Origin of the sequence: Nocardia aobensis NBRC 100429 (assembly GCF_000308375.1) — a bacterium.
Lineage (GTDB): Bacteria > Actinomycetota > Actinomycetes > Mycobacteriales > Mycobacteriaceae > Nocardia > Nocardia aobensis.
The window spans coordinates 56,282-74,107 of the sequence record NZ_BAFQ01000298.1 but is presented as its reverse complement, the minus strand read 5'-3'; the positions used below and the strand labels follow the sequence as shown (position 1 = coordinate 74,107).

Annotated in this window: 13 protein-coding genes and 1 pseudogene; 9 read left to right on the top strand and 5 right to left on the bottom strand. The window is 66.6% G+C overall.

Annotated elements, in window-relative coordinates; translation table 11 throughout:
• Nucleotides 1–9: 9 nt before the first annotated feature.
• The 4 genes from RJ03_RS34520 (at nt 10) to RJ03_RS34505 (ending at nt 6,537) form a co-directional block, all read left to right on the top strand.
• The gene (locus tag RJ03_RS34520) at nt 10–1,479 is read left to right on the top strand and encodes an aldehyde dehydrogenase (protein ID WP_036511467.1); all 1,470 of its coding nucleotides are present in this window, start codon (nt 10–12) and stop codon (nt 1,477–1,479) included.
• Nucleotides 1,476–3,881, top strand: a complete 2,406-nt coding sequence (locus RJ03_RS34515; protein ID WP_036511464.1) for a CaiB/BaiF CoA transferase family protein — start codon at nt 1,476–1,478, stop codon at nt 3,879–3,881. Before RJ03_RS34520 ends, RJ03_RS34515 begins: the two co-directional genes overlap by 4 nt.
• A 324-nt stretch (nt 3,882–4,205) precedes the next feature.
• Entirely contained in the window at nt 4,206–5,030 is an 825-nt protein-coding gene (locus RJ03_RS34510) for a mycofactocin-coupled SDR family oxidoreductase (RefSeq protein WP_036511461.1), read from the top strand.
• Nucleotides 5,031–5,043: 13 nt separating this feature from the next.
• Nucleotides 5,044–6,537 carry an aldehyde dehydrogenase gene (locus RJ03_RS34505; RefSeq protein WP_036511621.1) on the top strand — a complete coding sequence of 498 codons (1,494 nt, stop codon included), beginning with the start codon at nt 5,044–5,046 and terminating at the stop codon, nt 6,535–6,537.
• A gap of 71 nt (nt 6,538–6,608) precedes the next feature.
• Here RJ03_RS34505 and RJ03_RS34500 read toward each other — a convergent pair whose 3' ends face one another.
• The 3 genes from RJ03_RS34500 to RJ03_RS34490 are packed head-to-tail and all read right to left on the bottom strand — an operon-like array spanning nt 6,609 to nt 9,045.
• Entirely contained in the window at nt 6,609–7,280 is a 672-nt protein-coding gene (locus RJ03_RS34500; protein ID WP_036511457.1) for a TetR family transcriptional regulator, read from the bottom strand.
• Between the two features lie 34 nt (nt 7,281–7,314).
• Nucleotides 7,315–8,223: an alpha/beta fold hydrolase gene (locus tag RJ03_RS34495; RefSeq protein WP_051025658.1), complete on the bottom strand. Its 909-nt coding sequence runs from the start codon at nt 8,221–8,223 to the stop codon at nt 7,315–7,317.
• Nucleotides 8,224–8,259: 36 nt separating this feature from the next.
• On the bottom strand, nt 8,260–9,045 hold the full coding sequence (locus RJ03_RS34490) for an SDR family NAD(P)-dependent oxidoreductase (RefSeq protein WP_036511453.1): 786 nt from the start codon (nt 9,043–9,045) through the stop codon (nt 8,260–8,262).
• A gap of 154 nt (nt 9,046–9,199) precedes the next feature.
• On the opposite strand from RJ03_RS34490, the gene RJ03_RS34485 reads away from it, so the two are divergent.
• The 5 genes from RJ03_RS34485 (at nt 9,200) to RJ03_RS35515 (ending at nt 14,426) form a co-directional block, all read left to right on the top strand.
• Nucleotides 9,200–10,153, top strand: coding sequence for a PDR/VanB family oxidoreductase (locus RJ03_RS34485; protein ID WP_036511449.1), 954 nt, complete (start codon nt 9,200–9,202; stop codon nt 10,151–10,153).
• A gap of 37 nt (nt 10,154–10,190) precedes the next feature.
• Nucleotides 10,191–10,988: an enoyl-CoA hydratase-related protein gene (locus RJ03_RS34480; RefSeq protein ID WP_036511445.1), complete on the top strand. Its 798-nt coding sequence runs from the start codon at nt 10,191–10,193 to the stop codon at nt 10,986–10,988.
• Between the two features lie 238 nt (nt 10,989–11,226).
• A complete protein-coding gene (locus RJ03_RS34475; RefSeq protein WP_036511442.1) occupies nt 11,227–12,744 on the top strand; it encodes a class I adenylate-forming enzyme family protein in 1,518 nt (505 codons plus the stop codon).
• Nucleotides 12,741–13,652: an enoyl-CoA hydratase-related protein gene (locus RJ03_RS34470; RefSeq protein ID WP_051025657.1), complete on the top strand. Its 912-nt coding sequence runs from the start codon at nt 12,741–12,743 to the stop codon at nt 13,650–13,652. The genes RJ03_RS34475 and RJ03_RS34470 overlap by 4 nt, the downstream gene beginning before the upstream one ends.
• 495 nt (nt 13,653–14,147) lie before the next feature.
• Nucleotides 14,148–14,426 (top strand): helix-turn-helix domain-containing protein, encoded by a 279-nt coding sequence (locus RJ03_RS35515; protein ID WP_373281748.1) that lies wholly within the window; start codon nt 14,148–14,150, stop codon nt 14,424–14,426.
• Between the two features lie 156 nt (nt 14,427–14,582).
• Here the strand turns inward: RJ03_RS35515 and RJ03_RS34460 are convergent.
• Both RJ03_RS34460 and istA read right to left on the bottom strand, forming a co-directional pair.
• Nucleotides 14,583–15,390 (bottom strand): annotated as a pseudogene (locus RJ03_RS34460) (ATP-binding protein).
• Nucleotides 15,387–16,934, bottom strand: a complete 1,548-nt coding sequence (gene istA / locus RJ03_RS34455; protein WP_036511438.1) for an IS21 family transposase — start codon at nt 16,932–16,934, stop codon at nt 15,387–15,389. The pseudogene RJ03_RS34460 and the gene istA overlap by 4 nt, the downstream one beginning before the upstream one ends.
• Nucleotides 16,935–17,826 lie beyond the last annotated feature (892 nt).

The following is a 17,826-nucleotide window of genomic DNA, read 5'->3' as shown; positions in this document are numbered from 1 at the left end:
GGACGGACTATGGACACCAACCAGGATCGAACCAGCCTGTTCGTCGACGGGCAGTGGGCGGCACCCGCGACCGGCGCGACGGTCGAGGTGATCGAGGCCGCGACCGAAAAGGTACTCGCAACGGCCGCGCTGGCGGCCCCGGCCGATATCGACAGGGCCGTAGCCGCGGCCCGCAAGGCACTGGCCTCCTGGCGTTCCCTCGATTACGCCGAGCGGGCCGATCGCCTCGACCGTTTCGCGGCAGCGCTGAAAGCGCGGGCCAAGCAGACCGCCGTGCTGGCCAGCCGGGAGAACGGCATGCCGATCGCGACGTCGATCAACGTCAACGGCTACGCCCCGGCCCTGATGGTCGAGTACTACACCCGCCTGATTCGCGACGCGGAACGAGACGAGGTGCGCCCCAGCGCGTTCGGGGGCCGCACGGCGGTTCGGCGCGAGCCGGTCGGGGTGGTCGCGGCCATCACGCCGTGGAACTATCCACAGTCGCTGGCGGCGATGAAACTGGCACCCGCGCTCGCCGCGGGCTGCGCCGTCGTCCTCAAGCCCGCACCCGAAACCGCCTTGGACGCTTACGTATTCGCCGAGGCCGCCGAGGAGGCGGGCTTGCCCGCCGGTGTAGTGAACATCGTGCCCGCGGGGCGGGAGGCCGGGGCGTACCTGGTCGAACATCCGGGCGTGGACAAGGTCGCCTTCACCGGCTCCACACCGGCAGGCCGGGCCATCGGCGAGGTGTGCGGGCGATTGCTGCGCCCGGTGACACTCGAACTCGGCGGAAAATCGGCGGCGATCGTGACCGACGACGCCGACCTGACGGAATTCGCGGCGAAACTGCTCGAGGTCTCGCTGGTGAACAACGGCCAGACCTGCCACGCCAGTACCCGCATTCTGGCCCCGCGTTCGCGCTACACCGACGTGGTCGAGGCGGTCACCGAAACCGTCCGTGCGCTGCGCATCGGTGACCCGCTGGACAAGACTACCCAGATCGGGCCGCTGGTCAGTGCCGCACAACGCGACCGGGTGCTCGGTTATATCGAGTCCGGGCGCGCGGACGGCTACCGGATCACCACCGGCGGCGGCACTCCGGACGATCAGCCGGTGGGCTGGTTCGTGGAACCGACGGTGTTCGACGGCGTCGACAACAACGCGCGCATCGCGCAGGAGGAGATCTTCGGTCCCGTCCTGACCATCACGCCGTTCGACACCGAGCAGGACGCGATCGCCCTCGCCAACGACTCCGCCTACGGCCTCGGCGGCACAGTGTGGACCACCGACGAGGAACGCGGTCTGGCGATCGCCGACCGGATCGAGAGCGGAACATTCGGCGTCAATCACTATCTGCTGGACCTGGCAGCCCCGTTCGGTGGGGTGAAATCCTCCGGTCTGGGGCGGGAGCTGGGGCCGGAGGGGCTCGCGCCGTATCTGCGCACGAAATCGGTGTACTTCGGCGGTCCGGCGTCGACCACAGGAGGCCGGCCATGACTCTGCCGCTGGCCGGAATTCGCGTTCTCGACCTCACCGACGGGCTCGGGGAATCATGCGGCCGCTACCTGGCCGACCTGGGTGCGGAGGTGATCCGCGTCGAACCCGCGGGCGGAGCGCGCTCGCGTTCGGAGGGGCCCACAGTCGCGGGTACGAGTATCGCGTTCGCATTGCGCAACGCCAACAAACTCGGCATCACGATCGACTTTGCCACGCCCGCGGGCATCGATCGCTTCCGGGAGCTGGCCCGGGATGCCGATATCGTCGTCGAATCGACGCCGCCGGGGTTCCTGGCCGAGAGGCGGATCGACGCGGCCGAGATACGTTCTGTCGCACCGGGTCTGGTGTGGACATCGATCACCCCTTTCGGCCGGACCGGCCCCTACTCGGGGTGGTCGGCCACCGAACAGGTCCTGTACGCGATGTCCGGTGTGCTGTCGCGTTCCGGTGCCCCCGGCGCCGAACCGCTGCTGCCACCCGCGGGCCTGGTGGAGGAGACCGTGGGTGCCCACGCGGTGTGGGCGACCCTGTTGGCCTACCGGCGCCGACTGGAGACCGGTCGCGGTGAGACCGTCGATCTCTCGGCGTTCGAAGCGGTCGTGCACGGCTTCGATCCCGGCTTCGGCACTCAGGGTTCCGCGGCGGCCGGGCGCTCGGAGGACTTCCCGCGCGGCCGCCCGAACGCCGCCGACTTCTATCCCGTCTTCGCCTGCAAGGACGGACACGTCCGCATCTGTCTGCTGGCCAAGCGCCAGTGGCGGGCGATGTTCGAATGGCTCGGGGCACCAGCGGAATTCGCTGATCCGAAATACGACACCATCCCCGCCCGCTTCGCCGCGGCGGGCACGTTGCACCCCTTGATCGGTGCCCTGTTCGCTACCTGCACGCAGGCGGAACTGGTGGCCGAGGGCGCTCGCCGGGGTGTGCCCGTCGGTGGCGTGCACACCCCGGCCGAGGTGTTGGTCACCCCGCATTTCCAGCAATCCGGCGCATTGATCGAGACGGAAATCGTGCCGGGGGTGCGAGCGAAGGCGCCCTCGGGTTATGTCACCATCGACGGGCATCGGGCCGGAATCCGCGCGCGAGCGCCGCGACCCGGCGAACACGACGACCTCGTGCGGCCACGTGGTGGGACCACGGTGGTGGGCACCGCCGATCCGTCGGGCGCCCCACTCGCCGGACTCCGGGTCCTCGACCTCGGCGTGATCGTATTCGGCGCGGAGCTCAGCAGGCAGTTCGCCGACTACGGCGCCGACGTGATCAAAATCGAGAACGCGAACTTTCCGGACGGTCTGCGCCAATCGAAACGCGGTGCGGCCCTTGCGGCTTCGGTCGCGTGGGGGCATCGCAACAAGCGCAGCCTCGGCCTCGACCTGCGCAACCCGCACGGTGCGGAACTGTTTCGCCGGCTGGTGTCCGAAGCGGATGTGGTCCTTGCCAACTTCAAACCCGGCACACTTGCGGCCATGGGCCTGTCCTACGACAGGCTCGCCGCCATCAACCCCGGCATCGTCGTGTCGGAATCCAGCGCATTCGGCGCGACCGGGCCGTGGCGCACCCGGCTGGGTTACGGACCGCTGGTTCGCGCGTCGTGCGGAGTGTCGGCACTGTGGCGTTATCCCGGCAACGAAGAACTGCTCTGCGACGGACAGACCGTCTACCCCGACCATATCGCCGCACACATCACCGCCAGTGCGGTGCTGGCGGCGCTGATCGCCCGCGCGAGGACCGGCCGGGGCGCCGATATCCAAGTGGCGCAGGCGGATACCGCGCTCGTCCAGTTGGGGACCCAGCTCGTGGAGGAGAGCCTGCGTCCGGGATCGGTAACCGCGCCCGGCAATGCGGATCCGCACCGGGCGCCCGGCGGCGTGTACGCCTGCGCGGGGGACGACGAATGGTGTGCGGTCACCGTTCGCGACGACGAGGACTGGCGGCGGCTGTGTGAGGTCCTCGGGCGCCGCGAGCTGAAACACGACGAGCGGTTCGCCACTGCCGCGCAGCGGGTTCGCGCTCGCGAATCGTGCGACGCGCTACTGGCCGAGTGGCTCGGCGAGCGCGATCCGCACGAGGCGGCAGCGACCCTGCAGGCGGCGGGGATACCGGCCGGGCCGATGCTGCGCTTACCGCAATTGCTTACCGATCCCCAGCTCACGGCCCGCGCGACCTACACGCTTGTCGAGCACGAGTTGCTCCCTGCGGGCCTGCCCGCGACCGCTCGTGCGGCTGGTTTCGGCGAGATCGCCGATCCGCCGATGCGGCCCGCCCCGCTGCCGGGCCAACAGACTCGCGAGATCTGCTCGGAGTTGCTCGGGCTGGGGCCGGCCGAGATCGACGAGCTGGTGAGTGAGGGAGCGCTGCAATTGCCGTCCGGAGACCTGGAGACGGCGCCGGTTCGAGGCTGAATAAAACTATTTGGGATAGATTTATTTCGGGCTGAAATGCTCGCGAATGCGCTGACGGATTACTGAACTGTCGGCGCATTTGTGCTGTTCACAGCCTTGTGGAAGGAGTGGTCGACGCGCCGGCGATATATATGACAAAAAACGTCCGTTGTTGACTCCCAACTCATTCGGCGCTACTGTCATGTGACGCCATTCACAGGCTCCCCGCTCGGTAGACGAGCCGCAGCCAGAGCGATTCGGTACGCGAGAGCGCATCCCGGCGCCCGCAGGCGTCCCCGCCGACATCAATCGGCGGTCGGAAAATGCAGTGAGAGAAGGAATTCCATGAGACGTCTCGAAGGCAAGGTCGCTTTCATCACCGGTGTCGCGCGCGGGCAGGGTCGCTCGCACGCGGTGCGGCTGGCGCAGGAGGGTGCCGCGATCGTCGGCATGGACATCTGCGCGCAGATCGACTCGGTGTTCTATCCGATGGCCACCGAGGAGGACCTCGCGGAGACGACTCGTCTGGTGAAGGAGGCCGGCGGGCGCATCGTCACCTCGATCGGCGACGTCCGCAACCTCGAAGATGTGCAGCGCGCCTACGACGCCGGGGTCGAACAGTTCGGATTCGTCGACGTCGTCGTCGCGAACGCGGGCATCATGCCGGTGATCGACCAGGGTGTCGAAGCGCAGGCGTGGCACGACGCCGTCGACACCATGCTCACCGGGGTGTGGCACACCCTCGAGGTGGTCGTCGCGCCGATGATCGAGCGCGGCGGAGGCGGCTCGATCACGATCACCAGTTCCGCGGCAGGGCTGACCAGTATGGGGCTCAACACCTTTCCGGGACAGGCCGGTTACTCGGCCGCCAAGCACGGCGTCGTCGGGCTGATGCGGCTGTACTCCAAGCAGTTGGCCGAGCATTCGATCCGGGTGAACACGATCCATCCGACCGGTGTGAATACGCCGATGGTGGCCAATGCCGAGTATGGCGCCTTCGTGAATGCCCATCCCGAGGTCATGAACGACGAGGCCTACAAGAACCCGATGCCGGTCGAGCTGATCGAGGCCGTCGATGTCAGCAACGCGCTGGTCTTCCTCGCCTCCGACGAGGCGCGATACATCACCGGCGTCACCCTGCCCGTCGATGCCGGCTACAACAACCGCTGAGAAAGGAATGTCGATGACCACCACCGACACCGCCGTCGCCGCGCCGACGGTCGCCGACCGGGAACAGGTCTTCATCGGAGGGCGCTGGGTCGACTCGTCCGGTGCCGAATGGATCGATCTGATCGACCCGTGGAGTGAGCAACGCGACGCTCGGATTCGCAGCGCCACCGCCGACGATGTCGCGCGCGCGGTCGAAACGGCCCGGCGCAGTTTCGATTCCGGCGTCTGGTCGGCGAAGACAATGGCCGAGCGGGCCGACGTGATCGAGGAGATCGGTACCCGTCTCGAACGCCGGATCGAGGAATTGACCACCATCGGGGTGCTCGAGGTCGGGGTCCCGGTAAGCGTCAGCGGGCCGACCCAGCAGATGAGCGCGGGACTGTTCCACGCGGTGGCCGCCGAGGCGCGCCGGTTCGAGCAACGCGAGGACCGGGTGCGCGCCGACGGCGGCGTATCCCGGATTCTGCGCGAGCCCACCGGTGTGGTCGCCGCGATCATCCCGTGGAACGGGCCCATCGGCACCATCGCCTTCAAAGTGGCCCCCGCTCTGGCCGCCGGATGTTCGGTGGTCCTCAAGGCCGCCCCCGACGCACCGTTGTCGCCGTCGGTTTTCGCGGACGTGATCGCCGAATTGGTCGACGAGGGCGTGTTGCCCGCGGGCGTGGTCAGCGTGCTCGTGGCGGATCGTGAGGTCTCCGAGAAGCTGGTCACCGACCCCCACGTCGATCACGTCACCTTTACCGGTTCCACGGCGGCCGGTCGCCGGATCGCGGCGCTGGCGGGTGACCGGATCGCCCGGGTCTCCCTGGAATTGGGCGGCAAATCCGCCGCGATCGTGCTCGACGACGCGGACCTGAATCACGTGCTGCAGTCTTTGCCGATGGGCGGATGTATGCAGTCGGGGCAGGCATGTATCGCGCTGACCCGCGTGTTGGTGTCCCGGCAGCGTCACGATGAGGTGGTCGCGGCGCTGGCTGCGGCATATGGGGCACTGCCTATGGGAAATCCGTGGGAGCCGCAGAACTTCCTCGGCCCGCTCGCCGGTGCGCGCCATCGCGACCGGGTACAAAGCTACATCGATTCCGCGGTCGCCGACGGCGCCCACGTCGTGGTCGGAGGAGGCGCACCCGAGGGCGTCACTCAGGGATACTTCGTCGCCCCGACGCTGCTCGACGGGGTGCGCAACGATATGCGCATCGCCCAGGAGGAGGTGTTCGGCCCGGTGATCTCGGTGATCACCTACGAAGACGAGGACGACGCGGTCGCGATCGCCAACGACTCGATCTACGGTCTGTCGGGCGCTGTCTACACCGAGGACCTGGACCGCGGTTACGCACTGGCACAACGGATTCGGACCGGAACGGTCAGTGTGAACGGTTCGGTCATCGACTTCACGCTGCCCTTCGGCGGATACAAGCAGTCCGGAATCGGCCGCGAAGGCGGCGTCGAGGGACTCGACGAATTCTTCGAGACCAAGACCGTGCACATGCCGGCCCCGCAGCAATAGCTCGAATACGGCTCGGCCGCAGCGCGATACCGGAGCCCGGTCGGTTTACCGACCGGGCTCCGATGAGTGGGTCAGTGGCCCTGGGCCGACACCGACGAGGTTTCCGAGTCCTGGGTCACCGCGGTGTTCTCTTTACGCGTCACGCCGTAGAGGAAACTGCGCACCATCTCCTCGTACAGGCCCTTGGAGGTCAGCGTGTTCTGCGCCAGCGCCCGCGCCAGCACCGGCTGCGACCCGGGATCCACGTGGGGAAAGATCGTGGTGCGCGTACTGGCGCCGCGCACGGCGTCGGTGAGGGCCGCCCCCAGTGTCAGTCGTTCCATCCCGTCGAGGATCTGTACGTGCAGGTGCGTCGGAACACCGGAGGCCTCGAGGAACCGAGCCGTCTCCTCGTAGGTGCCGATGAGCAGATCGCGCGGCAGATACTGCAGCAGAATCGGCGCAGCATTGGGGTGACGCAGAATCGACCGGCGGAAGTTCAGCGCGAGCTGGACGAAGAATTCCGGCCAATCCGGCCCGGGTTTGCGACGCGGAATCGAGCCCGCACCGGCGATGTGGCGCGCGACCGCCGACAGGATCGCCGATCGGTCGGCGAAATGGTGGTACAGCGAGGGCGCGCTCACGCCGATGTATTTGGCGAGCTTCGGCAGGCTGAACGCATCGAGACCCTCCGAATCGATGATCTCGATGGACGCCGCGATCACGGCGGAGCGGCTGATCAACGGTTGCGACGGTCGGGGCATCTGCGGCTTTCCACTCGGTGGCGCACCAGGTCAGTTACCTAGCGCCTTTAAATTTGATGGTAGCCGGTGCCCGAGCGGGGCCGGGGTGCGCCACCGCGTCGGCGAGAAATTCGAGCAGACCGCCAGTCAGGACGTCGTTGTCGTCCCCGCCGACCATATGGCCGGCGCCGGCCACGTCGATGTGGCGCGCGCCGGGAATCAACGCCAGCAGATCGCGGACGCCGTCGTCGCCGATCACATCGGACCGGTCGCCGCGAAGCAGCAACGTGGGCACCGAGATACGGCGCGCTGCCGCGCGGGCGCGCTGCTCGCGCACGCCGGCGCGGTCGGGGCCGTTGTCGCGTTCACTCAGGATGCGCGGATCCCAGTGCCAGTACCAGCGGTTGTCACGCAGCCGCAGATTCTTGCGCAGACCGTCCGATCGAGACGGCCGGGGCCGGTGCGGATTGTAGGCGGCGACGGCGTCGGCGGCCGCGTCGAGCGAGTCGAATCCGGCCAGCCCGTCGCGCATGAAGGTGGTGATCCGGTCGACCCCGGCCGGTTCGGACTTCGGCGTGATATCGACGAGAACCAGTGCGCGGGCCAGCTGTGGATGACCGCCTTGCGCCACGAGCGCGGCCAGCCCGCCCATCGACGCGCCGACCAGCACGACCGGCCCGGCGAGTGCGCCCGCCACCGCGACCACGTCCCGTGCATGCGCGGTGATCGCGTAATCGCCGTCGGCCGCCCAGTCGCTGTCGCCGTGTCCCCGGGCGTCGACTGCCACTGCATGCCAGCCGTTTTCGGCCAGCCTGGCCCCGGTGCGCTGCCACGAATGCCTGGTCTGCCCGCCGCCGTGCAGCAGAACCACGGTGCCCGGCGCGTCGCCGTCGGCGCGCCAGTGGTCGGCGACGAGGGTGATGCCGTCGCCGGGCAGTCGGACGACGGTGGCGGAAGCTGTCATAGGTGTCGGGCTCCTCGGTCGCGATGCGTGAATGGTTCAGTGTCCGGATGTTCCGCCGTCGACGGCGAGTGTCGACCCCGTGATGTAGCCCGACGCGGGGCCGGCCAGGAAGACGACCGCCGCGTCGATCTCGCGTTGGGTGGCCGTGCGCCCGAGCGAGCAGTCCCGCAGAAATTCCGACAGCGTGTCGTCGGCCATCTCGCCGATCATGTCGGTGTCGACGAAACCGGGGGCTATGGCGTTGACGCGGATGCCTTTGCGTCCCGACCACTGGTGGGACAGGTCGCGAGTGAGTCCGATCAGCCCAGCTTTGCTGGAGGCGTAGGCGGCCTGAGGCAGCACCGATTTGATCAGGCCGAGCATGCTCGCGACATTCACGATGCTCGATCCGGGGAGCATGACCCGGGCGCAGGAGCGAGCTGCCCAGTACGCGCCGAACAGGTTGACCTCCACGACCCTTCGGTAATCGTCGGGATCTTCGCGGGTCGCCGCTGCGGCATGGGTGACCCCGGCATTGTTGACCAGGATGTCCACCCGGCCGAATGCGTCGATCGCAGCCCGGGCCAAGGTGTCGCACTGGTCGGGGTCGGTCACGTCGGTCGGCACCACCAGGCACCGCCTGCCCAGTGCCGCAACACTTTCCGCGACGTTCTCGAGCTTGTCACGCCTCCTGGCGGCGACGACGACATCCGCGCCCGCCTCGGCCAGCGCACGCGCGAAACCCGCTCCGAGTCCGGTGCCGGCCCCGGTGACCACCGCGACGCGGCCGGTGAGCCGGAAGAGGTCGAGAACCGATCCGCCGCGATGGTCTGCCGTGTCCATGTGCTGCTCTCCCGTCGGGTTCTCGCTGTCCTATCGCCTATAGGTTTTATACGGGCATCTGGCGAGAAGCAAGCGGCCATCTAGCTGGGTATTGCGTACTGTAAAACTAATGGCTTAAGATTTAGAGAATGGCTGTAGTGAACGGATCGGTTCGATGAGCGAAGATCGGGCGCCCCGCGGGATGCGGGTGATCGGCAAGAAAGTGGCGGCCGTCGGGGTCGTCACGGTGACGCTGGCCGACCCGGACGGTGGCCCGGTGCCCACGTGGGAACCCGGTGCCCATATCGACCTCGTCCTCGGCGACATGACCCGGCAGTATTCCTTGTGCGGTGATCCGTCCGATCGGGGATCGTTGATGGTCGCCGTCCTGCTGGAGCCGGACGGTCGCGGCGGCTCGGCCTATGTGCACGACAAGCTCGAGGTCGGCGACCTGATCACGATCGCGGGTCCGCGCAACGCTTTCCGGCTGTCCGCGGCCGAGTCCTACCTGTTCATCGCCGGCGGTATCGGCATCACACCGTTGCTGCCGATGCTGCGCTCGATCGACGCCCGCGGGCTGCCGTGGCGGCTGCTGTACGGCGGCCGCACACGCACGAGTATGGCCTTCGCCGACGACCTGGCCGCAGCGCATCCGGATCGGGTCGACGCGCGCCCGCAAGACGAATCCGGCCTGCTCGACCTCGAGGCCGCGCTCGACGGCCTGGGCGCGGGCGCGGCGGTGTACTGCTGCGGGCCGGAGCCGCTGCTGCGGGCGGTGGAAACCGCCTGTGCCGCAAGAGATCACCTCACCTTGCATGTGGAACGGTTCGCGCCGAAGGCGGCGGATCCGAATGCGGTGTCCGACTCGTTCGAGGTCGAGCTGGCGCGCACCGGCTCGGTGATCACGGTCGGTGCCGATGAATCCGTACTCGACGCGCTCGAACGCTCCGGCGTCGACGCCGAGTTCTCCTGCCGCGAAGGAACCTGCGGGACTTGCGAGGTCGCGGTGCTCGGCGGACGGCCCGACCATCGCGATTCCGTTCTCTCCGAGGACGAGCAAGCCGCCGATGACGCGATGATGATCTGCGTGTCTCGAAGCCGGACACCCAGGCTCATTCTCGATCTCTGAAAACTATTCCGCCACTACCGAATCCCTACGTCAGGAGATGACCGTGCCCCAGCCGGAACCTGCCGCACGCTACGAAGTGAACGGCCACATCGCGGTGGTGACCTTGAATCGCCCCGACGCGCTCAACGCCGTCAACTCGGATCTTTCCGCGGCGGCCGGAGCGGCGCTGGAGAGCGCGGCCGGCGACCCGCAGGTCCGCGTCGTGGTCGTCACCGGCGCCGGCCGGGCGTTCTGTGCCGGAGCCGATCTCAAGGAACTGGCAGCCGGAAACAACGTCTACGACCCGGAACATCGAGAATGGGATTTCGCCGGCATCGTGCGCCACTGGATTCCCAAACCCGTGATCGCCGCGGTCAACGGTTTCGCGCTCGGGGGTGGCACCGAAATCGTATTGTCGGCGGACCTGGCCGTCATCGATGAAGGCGCGTCGCTGGGGCTGCCCGAAGTGACTCGCGGACTCATCGCCGCGGCCGGCGGGGTTCTGCGCATGCACCGGCAGGTGCCGCCGAAGGTCGCGGCCGAGATCGCGTTGACCGGCAGGCCGATCTCGGCAGCGCGGGCATTCGAACTGGGCCTGGTCAATGCCGTCGCTCCGGCCGGCGGCGCCCTCGCTGCCGCGCTCGAGCTGGCCGAGGTCGTCGCCGCCAACGCGCCGGTGGCGGTGCAGGAGAGCAAACGCGTCATGCACGAAAGCGCCATGGCGCACAACGGCTGGGCCGAGGGGGATTGGAAGCTCAGCCGCGCCGCTACCCGGGTGGTGATGAGCAGCGAGGATGCCAAGGAGGGGCCGCGTGCCTTCGCGGCGAAACGGAAACCGAACTGGAGCGGGCAGTAGCGGCGGACCGATCGTGAAACATATGACAAATATCGATTGACGTAATATGTAACTAACTGTAGTGTGGGTCACACCACCGGACGAGACGGCGGCGAGCACCCCGCGCCGTATCCGGTGCCCATCGCGAATCATCCAGAATTCCGACGCCGGATCGCCGGCCGTCCCGGCTCGTGAGTCCCCCGGAGTAGCGCTCCGAAACCACTGAGCCCGAGGCCATTTCACAACGAGAAGGACCACAATGGCTGCGACAATCGCCTCCGCCCTGTACTGGTGGGCCGACACCACACCGGGCCGTCCCGCCCTGATCGTCGAGGACGAGACGCTCACCTACCGAGAGCTGCAGGACTGGTCGAGCCGGGTGGCGCGCCGCATCACCGAATCAGGAATCCAGCCGGGCGAGCGGGTCGGCGTGCTGGGGCCGAACTCGCTCACCTGGCCGGTACTCGCGCTCGGTGTGCTGAAGGCTGGGGCGGTGCTGGTGCCGCTCAACCCGCGGCTCACCGCGGCCGAGCTGCGCAAGGTGCTCGACGACTCCGGCGCCGTACTGACCATCGCACCGGTCGAGTTCGCCGAACGGATAGAGCAGACGCGTACGCTGGGCGGTGATTTCCGGTCGCTGTCCTTCGACGACTTCACCGCGCTGCGATCGGGTGAACGCGACGATTTCCGCATCGACGTCGAGCCGGACGAGCCCGTCGCGCTGCTGTTCACCAGCGGTTCCACCGGGCTGTCGAAGGGCGTCATCTGCACCAACCGGACACTGCTGAGCATCGTCTTCGAGGCGACTCTCACCGAGGAAGGCTTCCGGCCCGGGTGCACCTCGCTCCTGTTGCTGCCGCTGGTGTTCACCCCGGGCCTGGTCTGGGGCCTGCTGATGTCGGTGGTCCTGGGCAACACGCTCGTCGTGGAAAAGGAGTTCCGGCCGGGACGCGCGGTCGGGCTCATCGGACGACACCAGGTCAACGCGCTGTTCGGCGTGCCGCTGATCTGGGAATCCATCGCTCGCAGTGCGGAATTCGCCGATACCGACCTGTCATCGCTGCGCACCGCCATCGTCGGCGGTGCGGCGGTCGCGCCGGCGCTGCTGCAGGCTTGGGCGGACAAGGGCGTGGCCCTGCGACAGATCTACGGCATGACCGAGGCGGGCGGCGTCGCGACCGCGACCACCCGTGACGAAGCCTTCAGTCACCCCGAAAGGTGCGGCACCGGTTCGATATTCACCGAATTGAAGGTCGTCCGCCCCGACGGCACCGAAGCGGCGCCGGGGGAGGAAGGCGAGATCGTGGTCCGGGGGCCGGGCGTCACCCCTGGCTATTGGAACGACCCGCAGACCACTGCGCAGGCGCTGCGCGAGGGCTGGCTGCACAGTGGCGACCTCGGCACCCGCGACGAACAAGGTCGGGTGAAATTCGTCGATCGGATGAAGGATCTGATCATCACCGGCGGCATCAATATTTCGCCTGTCGAGATCGAGCGCGTCATCGCCGATCTGGACGGAGTCGAGGAAGTGGCCGTGATCGCCGCGACGGACGAGCGATTCGGCGAGACCCCCGCGGCCATCGTCACCATCAGCGGCAATGTCGACGCCGCCGCCATCGTCGCGCACTGCGACGCCCTGGTGGCCGACTACAAAGTGCCGCGCTACGTGGTAATCCGGGATGAGCCCCTGCCGCGCCTGCCCAGCGGCAAACTGTCCAAAACCGCGATCCGCGACGAATACCGCGATGTCGCAGAGCGATTCGAGAAGGTGCGATGAGTGCGAACACAGACACGGTGACCGTCGACGACAATCCGGTCCTGACCGAGCGGCGCGGCGACATCGCGATCGTGCGCTTGCATCGCCCGGACCGGCTCAACGCGTTCACCGATGCTATGTGCGAGCGCATCATCGCTGCGTTCGACGAAACCGACGCCGACGACACGATCCGCGCGGTCGTACTCACCGGCACCGGGCGTGCATTCTGCGCCGGAGCCGACCTTGCCGCCGGAGGTGACACCTTCGTGCTGGGCGACGATCCGGACACCGGGGGCGCGCCCGCCGACCAGGGCGGCCGGGTCACACTACGAATCTACCGTTCGCTCAAGCCGGTGATCGCCGCGATCAACGGGCCTGCTGCCGGCGTCGGCGCCACCATGACCCTGCCCGCCGATATCAGAATCGCCTCGGACACAGCGAAATTCGGTTTCGTGTTCACCCGCCGCGGGCTGGTTCCCGAAGCATGCTCGACCTGGTTCTTGCCTCGCGTCGTCGGCATCTCCACCGCATTGGAATGGACCCTGAACGGTCGCATGGTGAGTGCGCGACAGGCGCTCGACTCCGGGCTGGTTCGTGAACTGGTGTCTGCCGAGCGGGTACTGGACCGTGCGATCGAGCTGGCCCGGGAACTGATCTCGGGCACCGCCCCGGTCTCGGTCGCGCTGACCCGCCAGCTGATGTGGCGCATGCTCGGCGCCGATAGCCCCGAGACAGCGCACCAGGCCGAATCGAAGGCGATCTACCTGCGCGGCGTATCGGATGATGTACAGGAAGGCGTCGAATCCTTTCTGGCCAAGCGGGCACCGCAGTTTCCGGATCGGATCTCGGGTGGTTTGCCTGACTTGTTCGACTTTCTGCCCGGTCCCCGCAGCGAGTCCGGCGAGTCCAGCACCGCAGCCGCGGGTTGATGCCCTAGGCGCTCCGTAGACGAGAACGAATGTCCCATCCCGCGTCAGTCCGAGGGACTGTGTGAACTTCGCGCCTCTCACGTGAGAGGTTCCTGGTTCGAACCCAGCTCGAAACACTTTGTGTGAAGCGGCCGCGAAATGCCCTGCAATACAAGATGTTACGTACCATCCCGGGCGGCCGGGGAGTCAGCCCGTCGATCAGACCGAAGACGTATTCGGTCGCCGCTTCCGTTGTGGACGTTCGCATCCACCCCGCTCGGTGTCGGGCAGCTCGAACACCAACGGACTTCGAGGCAGCCACCCCCGTCGCACCGCCCGACGTCCGGACGAGAAGCTCGACGAAAGAGCTTGTTTCTGATTCATACCGGGCATGACCGGCTGACGAAGCCTGGAACCGCTCGCGCCTTCAGCTGTCGGCGGAACGTGAATACTGATCACTGCGGGCCGTGGGTTCGAGGATTCGTCGCAACGCCCTGCTAGAAGAATCGGGTGGAGATGGGACGACCGGGCCGCAAGCGTCGACTGGCTCTGGAGCACGAGTACTGGAAGCTGACGACGGCCGGTGTCGGCACGGTCGAGGCGTGTCGACGGCTCGGGATCGGCCGAACCACCGGGTACTACTGGCGATCTCAGCGTGGAGGTCTGCCTCCGACTGTCCTGCGTGAGGATTTGCGCTCGTCCCGCTTCCTGTCACTGCTCGAACGCGAACGCATCGCGGTGCTGCGCGAGCAAGGATGCGGTGTCCGCGAGATGGCTGCGCACCGAATACCCTGACCAGCTGCACTGGCATGTCTGCCACGAGACCATTTATCAGGGCCTCTATTTCTGTCGCTTGCCAGGGTTATGGGACCACCGGTTTGCCATGAGCATGGGACCAGTTGGTCCGGTCGCGGGCCGCGTGATGATCGTGGCCGACGATCGGGTGGTTGGTCAATCCGAGGCGGCGGGGTTGCCGCGGCGTGGTTTCTGGCGTTGCCGGTATGACTCGCCCTCGACGACGAGTTCGTAGGCGACGGATTGGAGTCGGTCCATCGCTGATTGGGCCAGCAGAGGGTCGGCCATCATGGTCAGGATTTCCGGTGGTTCCCGGTTGCTTGTGATCACGGTGGAGGCCTTGCGGTGGCGCTCGACGATCAGTTCGTAGAAATCGTTGGTCTCGGGCGCTTCGAGCCGGTGCAGAGCCAGATCGTCGATAATCAGCAGGTCGACTCGGTGCAGCTTGCGCATCTCGTCTTCGTAGCTGCCGTCCAGGCGTGCGCCGCGTAGTCGTTTGAAACAGTTTGTCGGCGCGTTCGGTGTGGACGCTGTGGTTGCGGCGAACGGCAACGTGTCCTAATGCGTTGGCCAGGAACGTTTTTCCAACACCGACTGGTCCCATGATCAAGACGTTGTAGGCGTCAGCGAGGAACCGCAGCGAGGTCAGCTCGGCCCAGAGTTCGCGGTCGAAGGTGACCGCGGTCGAGTCGTCCCATGCTTGCAGCTGCATCTGCGGGTCCAGGTGGGCGATCTTGGCGCGGCGTTGCTCGGATTGCCGGTCGCGGCGGGCGACCTCGTCGGCGAACAGCATTTCCAGAAAGTCGTGGTGCGGCAACCGATTCGATCGTGCGAGAGCCAGCCGTTCGGGCAGGGTGTCCAGCAGTTGGCCGAGTTTTAGCCGACGCATCAGCGATTTCAGTTCCGGTGTGATCTCGATCGGTTTGACCGCCGGGGACGCGGCGGGTCGGCGGGTGGTGCTCATGAGGGCCTCCTGACCGCGAAATCGGTGGTGGATCGGACGAATCGGGACGGTGCAGGTGGCGGCAGCAACGTCAACTGCTGGCCGGTAGCGCCGCGTGTGAGCATGCGGTCGATGAGCCCGACGTCGACCACTTCGGCGTCCAGGGCGCGGCGGCAGGCGTCATCGACGCTGTCGGGGCCGTGGCGGCGCACCAGTCCGAGCAGCCGGTAGACCTGCCGCATTTTCGTCCAGGGCAGCGGATGTTCCAGCACCGCTGCGGCGTAGGCGCCGATATGAGCTCCGTGATCGAAAGCTTTGCGTTGCAACGTAGTCAAGTCCCGCATCGCGTAGGCGGTCAACTCGCTGGGCAGGTCCGCCGGATCGGTCTGCCGACGGCCGGCCTCGATGCGGGGATGGACTTTGATCAGCTCGCCGCGGAAGTAGAGCTTCACGGTGGCCGGGTCGACGCGAGCGGTCAGCCGTTGCCCGACCAGATCACCGGGAACGCTGTAGAGAGCTTGGCTGATCTGAACATGCCGATCCGGAGCGACCTTCGGATTCGACCAGGTCGGGATGTCGAACACTGTGTCGGGCAACTGTTTGAGCATCGGGTGCTCCTCAGCGGCGAACACCTCGGCCGGGCGTAGCCGGGCGGTGCCGTGCACGCGCATGCCCGCGATCTCCCGGCACCACCGTGCAGCCTTGTCGCGGCAGTCGTCGAGATCCCGGAATCGTTCGCCGGCAAAGAAATTCGAACGAGCATAGGGAACGCAGCGTTCGACGCGTGGCTTGTCCTGTGGACTGCGGACCCGGGCTGGATCCACCACGAACCCACGGGACTCGGCATACTCGCGGAACGAGTCGTTCAACCGCGGATCGGTCGCGTTCGCCCGGTCCACGATGGCTTTCATGTTGTCGGGCACCACCACGGCGAACACGCCGTCGAAGAACACCCACGCAGCTTCGAATCCGGCGATGACGTCGTTCAACGTTTCTCGGTAGGTCGGGAACACGAACATGTGCCGCGAATACACCGCGGTGAAGATCAACCCCTTCACCACCCGGCCATGGCCCTCGACGTCGGTGAGCAGGCCCAGCCGGCCGAAGTCGACCTGCACCTCCGCACCGGGTTCGCAGTCGGTCACCCGCACTGTCGTGCGGCGCTTGCCGAACTCCAATTCTGTTGTCGCGTAACGATTCAACGTCCGATACGACACCACCACCCCGCGCCGGCCCAGCAAGATGTGGATCTTGGTCAACGTCAGACCCTGATCCAGCCACGCCTTGATCTGCTCGGCTTCCCCGGCCAAGGGCGCCCAGGCAGAGCTCTTGCCGGTCGGGCGTTTGGGCCGCACGCCCGTAATCACCATCGTCAGCAGCTCGTCGGTCAACTGCTCGACACCGCCGTCACGGTCCACACCGCACGACTGGGCCCGCTCGACGTACCGGCGCACAGTCTTACGATCGGTGCCCGACAATCGGGCCACCTCCCGCAACCCGCGACCCTGCAGCCACAACCGCAGCATCTCCCTGATCTCGATCACCGACACCTCCCGGTAGCTCATCCGCTAAATACAGCGGCCGAGCAACCGAAAGCACCCAAGCCACGCCGGGTGGTCCCATAACTGGCAAAACCGCTAGTCAGGTGGTCCCATCAATGGCAAACGGGGTGGTCCCATCCACATGGCAAAACCAGCTCCGAAGTGGTCCCTTCACCCTGGCAACCGACACCCCACAAGGGCGTGAAGATTGCTAGTTGGTAGCTGTAAGGGTGGGCCGAAGTCGGTCAAAGGGACCTGGATCTGCACGTGCTTCAGCAATCCGGCGTTCGGCGCTGGCCTCCGCCTTCGTCCAGTCGGCTCTGTTCCCAGCTCAGTAGATCGGACAGGCGACACCGCCTGTACCGTCCCATGCGTGCGAAGCGCGGGCCGCGCTCCGCGGCCGCCCGACTCGCCAACGTCTTCTTCGGAACCTTGAGACGCTCGGCGATCTCATCGGTGCTGAGCCATACTTCGTCAGATTCCATGGCAGCCTCTGAAGGCCTCGCTCGAATGAAATTCCTTGCTGGCCAGGCAAAGCCGAGCGTCGAGCAGGGTGGCACTTGCTGATGGTCCGCGGGGGATGGCCGCGTGCTGCCGCCGCTTAACGGAATGGGTGAGGGCGCAACAGGGTCGCTCGTCGGCAGGCTTGGAGCAACAGCGTATGGCGATCGCGCTCAGGCAATGGTGCGTGCAGGTGCACCTGGGATTACTGCTGCAATCGACACAGCGAAGATGGTGGAGTCGCAACATAGACAAGGCCTCGATTCGGTTTGATCGAGTCCCTCGCTCTACGCCAGATGAAGTCGAGGATCCCATCTCCGTTTCCAAAAGGGAAGGAGTTTTGCCCATTTGGGCCAGCCTTCTTGGGAGCCTCTCAGGGTGTTGGGCTGGATTCAACGCTCGTCAGGTTCCCGCC